Origin of the sequence: Planctomonas deserti (assembly GCF_003067705.1) — a bacterium.
Lineage (GTDB): Bacteria > Actinomycetota > Actinomycetes > Actinomycetales > Microbacteriaceae > Planctomonas > Planctomonas deserti.
The window spans coordinates 464,573-478,469 of the sequence record NZ_QANL01000003.1 but is presented as its reverse complement, the minus strand read 5'-3'; the positions used below and the strand labels follow the sequence as shown (position 1 = coordinate 478,469).

Here is a 13,897-nt window from a genome sequence, read left to right as displayed (position 1 = left end):
GTGCTTCTCCTCAAGTATGGGGACCGCGGAGACTGCGGGGTGGGCGGAGGAGGGAGCGGATCCGGTGGTTCGATGCCGCAGCGGGAGCGCGAGTCTCCGAACTCCCGCTGCGGACTCGACGAACCAGGCGGACTAGGCCGACTTCGGCCCGTAGTACGAGGTGATCTCGGCGAGCTCGAGCTCCGCCGTCTCTTGAATCAGCGCGAGAAGGCTCGCGTCGAGGCCGGGGGCGAACTCCTCGAGGCGCTCCGGCGCGATGAAGGACGGCACGCCCTGCGGAGCCTGCTCGGTGGCGTCGAGCGTCGTGCCGTCATTGGACGGCGACGCACCGCGGAAGATCTTGCCGGCCTCCGACTTGTCATCGAGGTCGAAGCTGTACTGCTTGCTCTGCAGGCCCAGGTCGAGCAGCTTCTTGACCTCGGGGAACTGCTCCGCATTGGTCTTCGGAATCGGCAGCAGAGTGGACCAGTTCACGCCCAGCGTCTCGAGCGCCCGCGCGTACGCGTTCTCGTGCGCCTGGTCGCGCACGATGAGGTACGCGATGGTGCTGCGCGCAGTGGGGTTGTCCGTCATCTCGTAGATGCGGCATTTCTGCAGGCGACCCGTCGACTCCAGCATGAGGTTGTACAGCAGGTCGAGCGGGAGGTTGCCGGAGTTGTAGACATAGCTGCCGCTCCACGGGTTGCCCGCGGAGTCGACGGGCAGCGCGCCCTGGGCGCCCACGAGGTAGTGGTGGATGTTGCTCGTATCGAGCGCGATGTTCAGCGGGATGGCTCCACCGGCACCGGGCGTGTCCAACGGGTCGGTGAGCTTGCCGCTGTACTCGGGCGAGCCGTCGAGCAGGCGGGAGATGGTGGTGCCGATGAGCTCGACGTGGCTGATCTCCTCCGTGCCGACGCCCTGGATCAGGTCGCGGTAGGGCTTCGCGGCGGGACCGCGGAAGTTCATGGCCTGGAAGAGGTACTGCATCATCGTACGCATCTCGCCGAACTGTCCGCCGAGCCCCTCCTGCAGAGCGTTCGCGGCTGCGGGGTCGGGCTCGCCGTCGGCGATCTCGTTGATCCAGGTCTGGGCATGGAAGTACATGGGGCCTCCTCGGCGATCCAGGCGACGGGCTGTCGCCGTGGTCAGCCTCGTCTCACGGACCGGAAACTGAGCCGGCAGGCTCCCCCTTCCCAGGAGATGGACGGGAGACCCGGGCTTCTACTCCATGTACTCGTCGAAGCTCTCGAGCGCGAACGGGGACCGCAGGTCGCCGTCGTCCCGTGGATCGTCGGCCACGGTCTCCGATTCGAAGGTGATCGGGATCCCCGGAGTCACGAGCACGTCGAGTTCCCTGTTGCCGACCACCGTCACCCTGACCATGTCGGCGCCATCGCGCGCCGCCTGGACGACGGCGCCCTTGATGCTCTCCGGGTCCTGACCCTGGGCGAGGAGGTGCGACGCTCCGTCGACGTGCATCGTGATTCGTTCCATGGTTCTCCGCCCGTCGGTTTTCCTCATTGAACACCGCCGACCCGCCAGAAGCCCGCAGGAGCCACCGCCGTGTCGGTCGAGGCGTGCGAACCTGGCTCAGCGCGCGAACGTGACGTGCAGAACTCCGCTCTCGGCGACCTCCGACGTGACGGCGTAGTCGCGATCGAGGTCCCGCAGGTCCTCCCACAGCCGGACACCCCGGCCCAGCACGACCGGGGCGATGGCGACGTGGAGGCGATCCACGAGGCGCGCCGCCAGGAAGGCCCGCGCTACTCCCGCTCCCCCGCCGACCCGGACGTCGTCCCCGCCGGCCAGATCCCGCGCCCGGCCGAGTGCCTCGCCCGGACTCGCGGTCAGGAACTCGAAGCGGGTGCCGTTGGCGAAGTCGATCGGAGCGCGCTTCTCGTGGGTCAGGACGAGCACCGGAACGCCGAACGGCGGCTCATCGCCCCACCAGCCCCGCCACTCGGGGTCGTCCGAAAATGCGTGCAGCCCGAACATCCCGGCTCCCATGATCTCCGCACCGATTCCCTCGAAGTACGCCGCGGCGTAGCGATCATCGACGCCCGTCGTGCCCCGTCCCGAGCTGTCGTGCAGCACGCGTTCCTGGAAGGTCCTCGTGGCGGCATAGTGCTCGACGAGCCTCCCCCAGTCCTCACCCATCGGGTTCTCCGGGGACTGGCCGGTCGGCATCGCGACGCCGTCGAGCGAGATGTTGAGGTCGAGGCGAACCGCCACGGGACCGTCGCCCTACTGCTCGGCCGCCGCGCCGGTCTTCTTCAGGCGCTTGCGCACGGCTCGCTCGGTCAGGATGGAAAGGTACGAGCTGACCGGCCGCCCGGACAGCGCCGAGAACTCCTCGCGCACCATGTCGTCGAGCTCCGTCCTCGAGGCGTCGGGATACCTGCCCGCCAGCTTCTCCGCCACCTGGCGCATCACGTCTTCATCGCTTGCATCGTTGACCATGGTTGGAGTGTCTCTGCCCGGAGCACCCCGAGTCAACTCGCGCTCGCGTCCACCGCGACGGCGTCGTGGACGGGGTCGTTAACGGCGGGGGCGGGCTGCGCCCGACTGTGGTGGGCGAGAAGCAGTGCAAAGGCGACCTCGAGGGAGGTCGCGTCCCTCAGGATGAGCCGCTCGGACGCATCGTCGGTCAGGGCGTAGGTCTTGTAGACCGCCTGCCCCGCGGAGCCGATGCGCGTGATCACCCCTTTCGCCGGCTGCCGCCGCGACCTCCGCGCCACCCATCGGTTCGCGTGCGTCCTCTGCAGGATCACGTTCCCTCACCCGCTTATGCCCATTGCTCCCGTGCAGTCGTTCCGAGTCTGCAGAGCGGACGTTCCGGGCGTGAAACAGGCGTGTTACAGGCAGTTGAAGAAATCGCGTAGCCGTGGCCGCGCGCTAGTCCACCGGCGGACGGAGCAGGGTCTCGAGCGCGCCGAGGATCTGCTGCAGATTCACGGAGGGCTCGAGCAACCACTGGATCTGCAGGCCGTCGGACGCCGCGACGATGAGGGCGGCGATCTGCTCGGGATCGACGTCCTGGCGGATCACGCCACGCGCCTGCTCGGCCCGCAGCCGGTCCGCGAGTCCGCGACGCACCCGGTCGAAGCGCTCGGTGAAGTACGCCCGGCTGGTGGCGTTGCCCGCCTCGAGGGCCGCCGCGACAAGGGTCGTGTACAGCACGACGAGCCCGGGAACGCGCACGTTGGCCGTCGCCGCCAGCGTCATGACGTCGACCGCGCTCTTCGGCTGAGGTGCCGCCTGGTCCGAGTTGCGGATGAGCTCGGCGTGCTCGTACACGGCGAGCAGCAGCTGCTCCCGCGAGTCGAAGTAGTGCAGCAGCGCCGCGTGGGAGACGCCGATGGCCTGGGCGATGCTGCGCAGGGATGTGCCGTACCCGCCGCGCTGGGCGAACACCTCGATCGCGCGGTCGAGGATCTCCTGCCTCCTCGCCACGCCTTTCGCGTAGGACCCGGCTCGCCCGATGACCGGATTGGCGTCGTCATGGGTCATGCCGAGAACCTACTGCACAAATACCTCCACGCGGAGCTTTCTTCTGTTAGCGTCTCCTCAGCGCCTCCTCGGACGGAGACGCTTTCGACAACGACGACGTACGAAAGAAGGCACCGTGGCCCTGCCCGAAGCATCCGTTCAGCTCTATTCGCTGGCGAAGGAGTTCTCCGCCGACATGCAGGGCTCGCTCGACAGGTTGGCGGCCGCGGGGCTCTCCAACGTCGAGGCGTTCGATTTCGTCCGGCGCGCGCCCGAACTGCGTGCCGCGCTCGACGCGAGCGGTCTATCCTCCCCCACCGGTCACGCTCCTCTGCTGTCGGACGAGCTGTGGACGCCGGACGGGTCGATCCCGACGCCCGCACCCGAGGTCGTGTTCGAGGCGGCGGCGACGGCCGGCATGCGCACGGTGATTGACCCCTTCGTCGACCCGCAGCGGTGGCTGACCGAGGACGGCGTGGCCGACATCGCGGAGCGGCTCAACTCTGCCGCCGAGGTCGCTGCCGGGTTCGGTCTCACGGTCGGCTATCACAACCACGCGCAGGAGTTCATCGCGGACTTCGACGGCGTCAGCGCGTACGAGCGCTTCGTCTCGCTCACGGATGAGCGCGTGGCCCTCGAGCTCGACCTCTTCTGGGCGATGGCCGGCGGTCAGGACGTGCCCGCCCTCGTGCAGAAGCTCGGCTCCCGCCTCGTCGCGGTGCACGTGAAGGACGGCGTCGTGCCCGCGAGCAACCCCTGGGCCCCCGGCGCCCCCGCATTCGGGTCGGACAGCCTGGACCAGCGGCACGCGGGCACCGGCGAGGTGCCCCTCGACGCCGCCCTGCGCGCCGCGTCGTCGCTGCAGTACGCCGTGATCGAGTACGACCGCGCGCCCGGCGACGTCTTCGACGACGTCGCCGCGAGCCTGGCCTTCCTGCGCGACGGCGGATACGTCAAGTGAGCGCCGTCGGAGTCGGCTTCATCGGCGTCGGGGTCATCAGCGACACCTACCTCGAGAACCTCACCTCGTTCCCCGACGTTCAGGTACTCATCCTGGGCGACATCGACACCGACCGTGCCCGCGCGCAGGCCGACAAGTACGGCGTGCCCGCATCCGGCACGGCGGAGGACGTGCTCGCTCACCCCGGTGTGGAACTCGTCGTCAACCTCACGGTGCCCGCCGTCCACGTGCAGGTGTCCGCCGCGGCCGTGGCCGCCGGCAAGCACGTCTGGACGGAGAAGCCGCTCGGTCTCGACCGGGAGAGCACCGCGGCGCTGTTGCAGGACGCCACCGCCGCGGGCGTGCGCATCGGGTCCGCCCCGGACACCGTGCTCGGGCCCGGCTTCCAGACCGCCAAGCGCGCCATCGCCGAGGGCGTCATCGGGCAGCCGCTGTTCGCGCAGACGGCGTTCCAGACGCAGGGCCCCGACCTCTGGCACCCCAACCCGGCGTTCCTCTTCGCGCACGGCGCGGGCCCGCTGCTCGACATGGGCCCGTACTACTTCTCCGCCCTGGTCAGCCTGTTCGGCCCCGTCGACAGTGTCGCGGCGCTCGGCATGAAGGCGCGCGAGGAACGGCAGATCCACGCCGGACCGAACACGGGGAACACCTTCCCCGTGCAGGTGCCATCGACCATCCAGGTGCTCACCTCGTTCGCGGCCGGGCAGCAGGCTCAGAGCCTGTTGAGCTTCGACTCGGCACTCGAGCGCCACGGCATCGTCGAGATCCACGGCACGGAGGGCAGCATCGTGCTGCCCGACCCGAACCGCTTCGAGGGACGCACCGCCTACGTCAAGCCCCTCGGGGTCCTGACCGACGGGATGTCGTTCGAGCAGCCGTGGCAGGAGGTCGAGCAGCAGGGCGTCGTCGTCGGCCGCGGCCTCGGAGTGCTCGACATGGTCCGCGCCATCGCCGAGGACCGACCCCACGTCGCGACGGGCGAGCTCGGCTACCACGTGCTCGACATCATGCTCTCCGCTCAGGAGTCGGCCGAGCACGGACAGTTCGTGGAGGTTGCGAGCACGGTCGCGCCGGTTCCTGCCGTGCCCGCCGACTTCGACCCCCACGCCAGGACGCTGTAGTCGTTCGGCGGGATCCGACCACTCGGAGTACGACCCAGTCGCGGCGAACGGAGCACACGCTCCGTGCGCCGCGACTGTGCTCCGCCCATCACGGGCATGCGCTGAGCCCCGGGCAGCGCGGGCCCGAGCGCTAAAGCCGCGCAACACTGGAGAGCGTCGTCGGTCGGCACGTTCGGAACGGGCGTCGTGTCCCCTTTTTTGGGGACCCGCCGTGTCCTCCAATATGCGGACACGGACTGTAGTGTCGAGTCATCGCCGGAACACCCCCGACCGGCGAGCAACACCGGAGCCGGCACCCCCTGATCTGCACGCCGCTCCGGAAACCCGATAGAGCGCTTGATGTCCCCCTAGCGTCGCGCTCTTCTCGGCCCAGCCTCGCTTCCCCCGGCGAGGCTGGGCCGCCCTTCTCCCTCGTCCCGAGGTCGGTGCCTCGTCGGCCTAGCTCTCCCCGCCGCGCGCACTGCGCGGCTCCCGCGCGCGGCCGCGGGGGTGTCACACGGCGAGTGCGTCCGCTGGGTCGAGCCGGTCGTCGCCCGGCAGGGGACGATTGAAGTACGACCGGGCGTCCGGGGGACGGATGTCGGCGACGGCGTCCTGGAAGATGCGCATCGGGTGCGGCGTGTACGGGTGGTCGGCGATCGCGTCGAAGTCCAGCTCGATGCCGAGCCCGACGCCCTCGGGGATCATGACGTCGCCGTCGGCCGTCAGCTGCAGGCGCTCGTCGGAGATGTCCGATCGCCAGGGCACGTCGATGGCCATGATCTCGAGGTACCGGAAGTTCGGCAGCGTCGCACCGAGTTGGAGGGTCGCCGCGGTGCTCAGGGGTCCACTCGGGTTGTGCGGCGCGAAGGGCACGTAGTGGTGGGCCGCGAGGGTGGAGATGAAGGACAGTTCCAGCAGGCCGCCCGCGTGCGTGACATCCGGCTGGACGAAGTCGACGGCGCCGCGCTCGAGCGCCGAGACGAAGCCCTGCCGGCCGTACCACCGCTCCCCCGCCGCGATCGCGACGGGAGAGTGCCGGCGGATCTCGATCATCGCGTCCACGCCCTCCGGCGGGCACGGCTCCTCGAAGAACACGGGGTTGAACTGCTCCAGCCGCCGGGCGACGCGGATGGCCGTGGGCACGTCGAACCGGCCGTGTCCCTCGATGAACAGCTCGACGTCGCTTCCGACCGCGTCCCGCACGGCCGCCACGGGCTCCAGCATGCGGTCGATGTCGCGATCGGTGAGGTGCAGGTCCGACGCCTCGAACGGGTCCCACTTGAGCCCCCGGAACCCGGACGCGACGGTCGCGACGGCGGCCTCGGCGAAGTGCTCCGGCTTGGACGCTCCCGAGAACCACCCGTTGGCGTACGCCCGGACGCGATCGCGGATGGCCCCGCCGAGCATGCGGTGAACGGGCACCCCGAGAGCGCGGGCGGAGATGTCCCAGAGGGCCATCTCGAGAGCGCTGAAGGCCGTACCCGTGACCGGCCCGCCGCGCCAGTACCCGTTGCGTGCCGTCTCGTAGATGAGCTGCGAGATGCGGGTCGGGTCCTTGCCCACCACCGCCTGCTCCAGCAGCCGGACCGCCCCGTGCACGGCGAGTTCCTGCCCCTCCAACGTCGCCTCCGCGACGCCGGTGATCCCCTCGTCCGTCCGGACCACGAGGAAGATGAGGTTGGTCCGATAGAAATCGACCGTGACGGTGTCGAGCTTGGTGATTCTCATAGGGGTTCCTATCCCTTGACGGCGCCGGCCGTCATTCCGGAGACGACGTACTTCTGAGCGAAGAGGTAGAACGCGACGGCGGGGAGCGTGAACATGAACGCCACCGCCATGATCGTCTGGATGGCTGTTCCCTGTTCGCCGACGAAGCCGGCCAGGCCCACCGACGCGGGCTGCAGGGCTTTGTTGAAGATGAACGTCACCGCGAAGACGTACTCGTTCCAGGCGTGGAAGAACGCGATCACGGCGGCGGCGGCGATCGCCGGGGCGATGATCGGAACGTTGATGCGCAGCAGCACGGTCAGCGGACGGCTCCCGTCGACCCGCGCCGCCTCCTCCAGCTCGCGCGGGACGCCGTCGATGGCGCCCTTCAGCACGAGGGCGACGATGGGCAGGACGAACGCGGTGTTCGCGAGGACGAGGCCGACGAGCGAGTCGAGCAGCTCGAACCGGCGGTACAGGGAGAACAGCGGCACGACCATGAGGGCCTCGGGCAGCATCTGCGTCATGAGGAGCAGCAGACCGACGGCGACCTTCCCCCGGAAGGAGAAGCGGGAGAGCGCGTAGGCGAGCGGGATGCCGAGGACGATGGACAGTGCGGTGGTGCCCACGGCGACGATGGTGCTGTTCCTGAGCCAGGTCAGCGTGGGGCCGTCGGCGAGAGCATCGACGAACACGCCGAACTGACCGAAGTCCGGCACCAGCCGGGGCTGGGCGGCGAACAGATCCGCGTCGCTCGACAGCGCCGTCGTGAACATCCAGTAGATCGGGAACACCGCGATCCCGAGGACGACCAGGACGCCGATCATCCGGCCGACGACGCCGATTCTGACCCGACGCATCAGGCACCTCTCTCTGCGGCCCGGCTGACCAGGCTGCTGCCGACGACGACGATCAGGGCGATGACGATGCCGACCATGCCGATGGCGGCGGCGTTGCCCAGTTGCTTGGAGTCGAACGCCTGCGAGTACAGGTCGATGACGAGAGTCCTGGTGGTGCCGAGGGGGCCGCCCCGGGTCATCAGCCAGATGAGCTCGAAACGCCGCAGGGACCAGATCGTCATCAGCAGCGCGACGAGTCCGACCGTGGGCTTGATGACTTGCCACGTCACCACACGGAACGACCACCAGCGGTTGGCCCCGTCCATCTCCGCGGCCTCGGTGAGTTCCGCGGGCACCGACTGCAGCGCCGACAGGAGCACGACGGCCACGAACGGGAACAGCTGCCAGATGGTCGTGGCGAGGATGGCGACCAGCGCCAGGTCGGGATTGTCGAGGATGCCGCTCTCACCGACGTCGACGCCGATGGCGCGGAGCACCCGGGTGATGATGCCGTACTGCGCGTTGAGCATCCAGGTCGCGATGAGGGCGGTGGCGATCCCCGGCGCCGCCCACGGCACGGTGACCAGGGCGCGCGCGATCCCTCGACCCGGGAAGCGGCCGTTGAGCAGCAGCGCGACTCCGAGACCGGAGCCGACGGCACCGACCACGCAGGCGATCACGTAGCCGAGGGTCGTGAGGAGCGTCTGCTGGAAGCCGGCGCTGGCGAAGATCTTCTCGTAGTTCTCCAGGCCGACCCAGACGCTCCGGGTCGGGTTCAGCAGATTCGTGCGGGTGAAGCTGAGGTAGATCTCCTGGACGAGCGGGATGGCCTGGAAGAGGAAGATGTAGGCGGCCGCCGGGAGCAGGAAGATGTACGGGGTCCACCTGCTCCCCAGCGGGCTGCGCCGACGTCGCCGAAGGGCGACGCCGGCGCCGGCCTGCTCAGCCGACAAGCTGCTCCGCCTCGTCCTGAGCCTTGTCCATGGCCTCCTTCATCGTCTGCTGACCCTGGAGGGCGGCGATGACCTGGGTCACGACGATCTTGCGGATGTCGGCGGTCTGCGGACCGAAGCCCACGACGATCTGCGGAGCACTGGAGTTCGTGAGCTCGTCGTAGACGGGCAGGAAGGGCGTCTCGGCCAGCTGCTCCTCGGTGCGCTCGGTCTTGGTCGCGACGCTGGACGCGCCGAGTGCTTCCTGCAGGGCGACCTGGTTCTCCTCCTCGAGCACCCAGTTGATGAAGTCCATGGCCGCGTCCTTGTGCTCGCTGTTCGCGTTGATCACGATCGGCGCCATGATCGCCCCCTGCGCACGCACGGGGAACGGGATGGGGGCGACGCTGAACTTGAGGTCGGGGTTCGTCCCGCGCGTGGCGACGAGGTAGCCGCCGTTGTTCAGTTCCATGCCGACCTTGCCCTGCGCGAACATCTTGCGGAAGGTGGCGGCGTCGGCACCCTTGGGGATGACGTTGGCGTCGTACAGCGACTGGTACGCCTCGAGGCCCTCGACGTTCTTGGGGTTGTTGAGGGTGAGCTTCTCGCCGTCCGACCACTCGCCGCCGAAGCCGTAGACGTAGTTGAAGATGTCCTGCCACACCCCGTTCTCCTCCGCCTGCGTCTGGCGGAAGGCCAGGCCGTAGACGTCGCCCTGGGTGGTGGCCTTCGCCGTCGCCATGAACTCGTCGAACGTGGTCGGCGGCTCGGGGATGAGGTCAGTGTTGTAGTACATGACGTAGTTCGAAGTGTCGAAGATCACGCCGTAGCGGGAGTCGTTCACCGTCATGTACTCGTCCGGGCCGGGCTGGAGGCCGAGCTCGTCGGCATCGATCAGGTCGTCGAGCGGCTCGAGGAGGCCGGCGTCCGCGGCCGAGGTGAACTCCGGCATGTCGAAGCGCACCAGGTCGGGTCCCTCGCCCCCACCCATCTGGGTGAGCACGGTCTGCCCGAAGGTGGGGAACGGCACCGCGGCCGGCTCGATGGTCACGACATCCTGGCTCGAGTTGTACGTGTCGATAAGGCCCTGCAGGCGCGGACCGAGACCGGGGTCTCCGAAGGTCGACGCCGCGAACGTGATGGTCGCGGGCTCGACGGCCTCGCCCTCGGAGGGCGAGTCGGAGCCGGCGGGAGACGAGCAGGCGGCGAGGACGAGACCGGATGCGAGGGCCAGAGCTACTGCTGCGCGGCGCGAGCGCAGCGACGTCGAATGTGCCATCTATTACTCCTTCGTAAGACGAGACGAGCTCGGGCGGGCTCTCTTTATAAAATACTAAGAAATGAAAACAAAGCAACCCCGCGTCGGGTTAACCGGGCGCTGCGCTAGGGTCGGACGCATGGCGGTGTACCCGGGCCGCGGCCTTCACGGAGAAGTGGTCGCCCTGCTCGGTCTGCGGATCATCCGCGGCGACTACCCGCCGGGATCGATCATCGACATCGACGGTCTCGAGCCGGAGTTCGGCGTGAGCAAGACCGTCGTGCGGGAAGCGCTGCGCGTGCTCGGCGCGAAAGGCCTCGTCGATTCCCGTCCGAAGCGCGGCACCTTCGTGCGCAGCCGTGATGCCTGGAGCCTCCTCGACAGTGACGTCATGCGGTGGCGACGAGAGGCCAGGAGGGACGACGACCGCCTCCTGGCCGACCTCTCGGAGCTCCGCGATGCCATCGAGCCGGCGGCGGCGCGGCTGGCGGCGATGCGTCGGACGGACGACGACCTGGTTGCGCTGCGATCCGCCTTCGACGCGTTCGCTGCCGCGGGGCAGGACATCGAGCGCCTCGTCGCCGCCGACCTGGAGTTCCACCTGCGCCTTCTCACGGCGACCCACAACGAGCTCTACACGCGCCTGGACGTCGTGATCACGCACGCCCTGGAGGCCCGCAACCGCATCCAGCATCACCCCGAGGCGCGGTGGATGGACCCGGTGCCGGACCACCAGGCGGTGCTGGAGGCCATCCGCGACGGCGATCCGGACGCCGCCGAGCGCACCATGCGTTACGCCCTACGCGACTCGGACGAGGACCTCCGGTCGGGCGAGCCGCCGTTCGACTCGACGGTCTGATCGGCCGGCGCGGCACGCCCTGACCCCGTACGCGGCTCGGTCATGAGGCGTCCCGCGAACGACGCAACTCAGCAGGACTGGATCAGGGACCGGCGTGTCGCGACCGCGGAGCGGCGTGTCGGCAGGGATCTGCTGAATTGCGTTCTCGACGCGTCCTCTCCGACCGCGACCCGACCGCGCCCGCGCCCGGGGCTGCCGCCTTAGAGAAGACCCCGCGATGCGAGGTTCCGCATCAGCGCTCTCGCGCCGAAGGTCCACGGCTCGCACTCCTCCGAGTGGCTGACGCGATTGGCGAGCAGTCCGAGCTCGGGCGACGAGATGCGGACGATGTCGCCCCGCTTGTGGGTGAACCCACCGCCCGGCGCGTCCCGGTCGTCGATGGGCGCGAACATCGTGCCGAGCATGAGGAGTGCACCGTCGGGGTAGGAGTGATGGTCGCCGATCAGCTGGTCCACGAGTGCCCGCGGGTCACGCGAGATCGCCGACATGTCCGACACCGCGTTCAGCTCGAAGCCATCCACGCCGTGAACCGTGAGTGCGACTTTCAGCGTGCGCACGTCGTCGAGGCCGAATCCGGGGTCGAAGAGCCGGAGGAAGGGGCCGACAGCAGCCGACGCGTTGTTGTCCTTCGCGCGACCCAGTAACAGCGCTGATCTGCCCTCGATGTCCCGAAGATTGACGTCGTTCGCCAGCGTTGCGCCCACGATCCGTCCGGTCGACTGCACGAGCAGCGCGACCTCCGGCTCCGGGTTGTTCCAGTGCGACGCGGCGAGCACGCCGACGTCCGTCGCCGGTCCGACCGTCGACAGCACCTGCGCCTTCGTGAACACCTCCGCGTCCGGCCCGATGCCGACCTCGAGGTACTGGCTCCACGTGCCCTGCCGCACCATGTGGTCCTTCATCCGTGCGGCGTCCGCCGACCCGGGCACCACGCCCGCGAGGTCGGTGCCGACGAGGGCGACGAGCTCGTTCCGGATCGCTGCCGCCGCGTCGGCATCTCCTCCGGCGCGCTCCTCGATGACCCGCTCGATCAGGGAGGCCGCGAACGTGACGCCGGCCGCCTTCACGGCCTGGAGGTCGATCGGGGACAGCAGCCACGGCAGATCCGAAGTCCGCGACTCCGGCGGGGTGTTGCGGAGGGCGTCGGCGACCGTCGCTATCCGCTCCCCCGGCGCGTTCCGAGCCGCGGCCGCGGGATCCTCCGTCTCGCAGAGGTCGCTGATCGTGGGGAAGGTCGCGCTGATGTCCCAGAGCTCGCCGTCCCGGACCACAACGGGAGAGGGGCCGCCCGAACGCGGGTCCCATATCCGGCCTACGAGCGTCGCCCTGTCGGCGCCCCGGGGCAGCACCTGCTCCGGCGTTCCCTGCCACGCGGGGGCGGCATCCTCGAGGTACTCGGGTGGCGTCGTTGTCACTGCGCTCGTCCTTCTTGTTCCGGGTGCAGCGGCGACGCCGGTCGTCGTCCGGGCTGATCTGCATCCCGAAGTAATCATAATTTATGCCCTTGCGATCGCGTCCGCTTCCTCGTGCTCAGGAGAAGCGGCGGGATGCCGGGCGAAGCAGGAGCGCGACGGCGGCCTCGACGGCTGCGGCGAGGAGGACGAACAGCCCCAACGGGATCAATGACACCTCGGCGTACGCGCCCATGACCGGCATGACCAGCCCCGCCACCGTGAAGCTGACCGTGCCGAGGATCGCCGTGACGCTTCCGGCCTCACCCGCCGGGCCCTGCAGCGAGAGGTACTGCACCGCCGGCGCGCCGATGGATCGGCCGGCCAGCGCGACGGTGAGCGCGGCCACGACGACGAGCAGGGGCGGCGTGCCTCCGAGGGCGAGCAGGACGATCCCGACTGCACCGAGGGCGGTGATCACCGAGGACAGCACCATCGCCCGCCGCGCGCCGAAGCGCGGCACGATCAGCCGGCCTGCCACCTGGCCGGACGCGATCGTCACGAGGGACGTCGCGAGGAACAGCAGGCCGTAGCCGTCGGCGTTCACGTCGTAGACGTTGGTGTACAGGAAGGGCGCGGTCGCGAGATAGCTGAAGGCGACCGCCCAGCCGGCCGCGGAGGCCGCGGAGAGGGCGAGGATCCGTGGTCGGCGGAGCAGCCCGACGGAGTTCCGCAGCGACGGCAGGAGCCCGCCCTGGTGCCGGCGCTCGGGCGGCAGCGTCTCGGGGAGGACGATCAGCGCCACCGCCGTGGCGACGGTGCCCCACACCGCCACGGCCAGGAAGGAACCCCGCCAGTCGATGACCTTCGTGAGCTGCGCTCCCACCGAGGGCACGAGGATCGGGAAGACGCTCACGATGACGGCGAGGTTCGCCAGCATGGTGATGAGTCGCTTCCCGCCGTAGAGATCGCGGACGATGGCGACGACCACCACTCCCGCCGCGGTGCATGCCGCACCCTGCACGACCCGCGCGGTAAGGAGTACGGCGGTGTCTGCGGTCGTCGCCGCGATCAGGCTCGCCGCGATGTGCAGGACGGCGGACACGCCGAGCGGCCACCTCCGTCCCACCGCGTCGCTGAGCGGGCCCGCCACGAGCTGGCCCGCGGCGAAGCCGAAGGTCGCACCCGTGATCACGAGCTGAGCGGTCGCGACCGGAATCCCCAGATCGGCCTGCAGCATCGGCAGGAAGGGCAGGACGAGGTCGATCGTCAGCGGCCCGAACCCGACGAGCATCGCGAAGACCGGGAGCAGGAGCATCGACCGGGGCACCGCGGCCTCCCGGGCGACGGCGGCGGTCATGAACGCATCGAGTCCC

The 13,897-nt window shown here is 69.3% G+C and carries 15 protein-coding genes; 3 read left to right on the top strand and 12 right to left on the bottom strand.

Annotated features, from left to right (window positions below):
• Positions 1-132 precede the first annotated feature (132 nt).
• The 6 genes from DAI20_RS13050 to DAI20_RS13025 all read right to left on the bottom strand — a co-directional run bounded on the left by DAI20_RS13050 (position 133) and on the right by DAI20_RS13025 (position 3,492).
• On the bottom strand, positions 133-1,086 hold the full coding sequence (locus tag DAI20_RS13050) for a manganese catalase family protein (RefSeq protein WP_108251479.1): 954 nt from the start codon (positions 1,084-1,086) through the stop codon (positions 133-135).
• A gap of 117 nt (positions 1,087-1,203) precedes the next feature.
• Complete coding sequence (locus DAI20_RS13045) at positions 1,204-1,476, bottom strand: hypothetical protein (RefSeq protein WP_159085041.1); 273 nt, start codon at positions 1,474-1,476, stop codon at positions 1,204-1,206.
• A 96-nt stretch (positions 1,477-1,572) separates the two neighbouring features.
• A complete protein-coding gene (locus DAI20_RS13040; RefSeq protein ID WP_108251475.1) occupies positions 1,573-2,214 on the bottom strand; it encodes a dihydrofolate reductase family protein in 642 nt (213 codons plus the stop codon).
• A 12-nt stretch (positions 2,215-2,226) separates the two neighbouring features.
• The gene (locus tag DAI20_RS13035) at positions 2,227-2,442 is read right to left on the bottom strand and encodes a three-helix bundle dimerization domain-containing protein (RefSeq protein ID WP_159085040.1); all 216 of its coding nucleotides are present in this window, start codon (positions 2,440-2,442) and stop codon (positions 2,227-2,229) included.
• A 32-nt stretch (positions 2,443-2,474) separates the two neighbouring features.
• On the bottom strand, positions 2,475-2,684 hold the full coding sequence (locus DAI20_RS13030) for a hypothetical protein (protein WP_159085039.1): 210 nt from the start codon (positions 2,682-2,684) through the stop codon (positions 2,475-2,477).
• A gap of 193 nt (positions 2,685-2,877) precedes the next feature.
• Positions 2,878-3,492 (bottom strand): TetR/AcrR family transcriptional regulator, encoded by a 615-nt coding sequence (locus DAI20_RS13025; RefSeq protein ID WP_108251469.1) that lies wholly within the window; start codon positions 3,490-3,492, stop codon positions 2,878-2,880.
• A 115-nt stretch (positions 3,493-3,607) separates the two neighbouring features.
• Here DAI20_RS13025 and DAI20_RS13020 point away from each other — a divergent pair, with 115 nt between their 5' ends.
• The gene (locus DAI20_RS13020; RefSeq protein WP_108251467.1) at positions 3,608-4,432 is read left to right on the top strand and encodes a sugar phosphate isomerase/epimerase family protein; all 825 of its coding nucleotides are present in this window, start codon (positions 3,608-3,610) and stop codon (positions 4,430-4,432) included.
• Positions 4,429-5,553, top strand: coding sequence for a Gfo/Idh/MocA family protein (locus DAI20_RS13015; RefSeq protein WP_108251465.1), 1,125 nt, complete (start codon positions 4,429-4,431; stop codon positions 5,551-5,553). The genes DAI20_RS13020 and DAI20_RS13015 overlap by 4 nt, the downstream gene beginning before the upstream one ends.
• A 492-nt stretch (positions 5,554-6,045) precedes the next feature.
• Here DAI20_RS13015 and DAI20_RS13010 read toward each other — a convergent pair whose 3' ends face one another.
• From DAI20_RS13010 to DAI20_RS12995, 4 genes are read right to left on the bottom strand one after another with little or no spacing between them, the layout of a single operon-like run.
• The gene (locus DAI20_RS13010; protein ID WP_108251463.1) at positions 6,046-7,263 is read right to left on the bottom strand and encodes a mandelate racemase/muconate lactonizing enzyme family protein; all 1,218 of its coding nucleotides are present in this window, start codon (positions 7,261-7,263) and stop codon (positions 6,046-6,048) included.
• An 8-nt stretch (positions 7,264-7,271) separates the two neighbouring features.
• A complete protein-coding gene (locus DAI20_RS13005) occupies positions 7,272-8,102 on the bottom strand; it encodes a carbohydrate ABC transporter permease (protein ID WP_108251461.1) in 831 nt (276 codons plus the stop codon).
• Entirely contained in the window at positions 8,102-9,034 is a 933-nt protein-coding gene (locus tag DAI20_RS13000) for a carbohydrate ABC transporter permease (RefSeq protein WP_205781444.1), read from the bottom strand. The genes DAI20_RS13005 and DAI20_RS13000 overlap by 1 nt, the downstream gene beginning before the upstream one ends.
• The gene (locus DAI20_RS12995) at positions 9,024-10,292 is read right to left on the bottom strand and encodes an ABC transporter substrate-binding protein (protein WP_108251459.1); all 1,269 of its coding nucleotides are present in this window, start codon (positions 10,290-10,292) and stop codon (positions 9,024-9,026) included. The genes DAI20_RS13000 and DAI20_RS12995 overlap by 11 nt, the downstream gene beginning before the upstream one ends.
• A gap of 118 nt (positions 10,293-10,410) precedes the next feature.
• Here DAI20_RS12995 and DAI20_RS12990 point away from each other — a divergent pair, with 118 nt between their 5' ends.
• Positions 10,411-11,130, top strand: coding sequence for a FadR/GntR family transcriptional regulator (locus DAI20_RS12990; RefSeq protein WP_108251457.1), 720 nt, complete (start codon positions 10,411-10,413; stop codon positions 11,128-11,130).
• Between the two features lie 200 nt (positions 11,131-11,330).
• Here DAI20_RS12990 and DAI20_RS12985 read toward each other — a convergent pair whose 3' ends face one another.
• Both DAI20_RS12985 and DAI20_RS12980 read right to left on the bottom strand, forming a co-directional pair.
• Positions 11,331-12,545, bottom strand: a complete 1,215-nt coding sequence (locus DAI20_RS12985; protein ID WP_240606066.1) for a fumarylacetoacetate hydrolase family protein — start codon at positions 12,543-12,545, stop codon at positions 11,331-11,333.
• A 115-nt stretch (positions 12,546-12,660) separates the two neighbouring features.
• The gene (locus DAI20_RS12980; RefSeq protein WP_108251455.1) at positions 12,661-13,881 is read right to left on the bottom strand and encodes an MFS transporter; all 1,221 of its coding nucleotides are present in this window, start codon (positions 13,879-13,881) and stop codon (positions 12,661-12,663) included.
• Positions 13,882-13,897: the final 16 nt, after the last annotated feature.

What these genes read in the sequence shown, in the direction of transcription:
- DAI20_RS13035 (WP_159085040.1), bottom strand. Translation starts at nt 2,442, where the DNA reads ATGGTCAACGATGCAAGCGATGAAGACGTGATGCGCCAGGTGGCGGAG.
- DAI20_RS13025 (WP_108251469.1), bottom strand. Translation starts at nt 3,492, where the DNA reads ATGACCCATGACGACGCCAATCCGGTCATCGGGCGAGCCGGGTCCTAC.
- DAI20_RS13045 (WP_159085041.1), bottom strand. Translation starts at nt 1,476, where the DNA reads ATGGAACGAATCACGATGCACGTCGACGGAGCGTCGCACCTCCTCGCC.
- DAI20_RS13050 (WP_108251479.1), bottom strand. Translation starts at nt 1,086, where the DNA reads ATGTACTTCCATGCCCAGACCTGGATCAACGAGATCGCCGACGGCGAG.
- DAI20_RS13010 (WP_108251463.1), bottom strand. Translation starts at nt 7,263, where the DNA reads ATGAGAATCACCAAGCTCGACACCGTCACGGTCGATTTCTATCGGACC.
- DAI20_RS12980 (WP_108251455.1), bottom strand. Translation starts at nt 13,881, where the DNA reads ATGACCGCCGCCGTCGCCCGGGAGGCCGCGGTGCCCCGGTCGATGCTC.
- DAI20_RS13005 (WP_108251461.1), bottom strand. Translation starts at nt 8,102, where the DNA reads ATGCGTCGGGTCAGAATCGGCGTCGTCGGCCGGATGATCGGCGTCCTG.
- DAI20_RS12995 (WP_108251459.1), bottom strand. Translation starts at nt 10,292, where the DNA reads ATGGCACATTCGACGTCGCTGCGCTCGCGCCGCGCAGCAGTAGCTCTG.
- DAI20_RS12990 (WP_108251457.1), top strand. Translation starts at nt 10,411, where the DNA reads ATGGCGGTGTACCCGGGCCGCGGCCTTCACGGAGAAGTGGTCGCCCTG.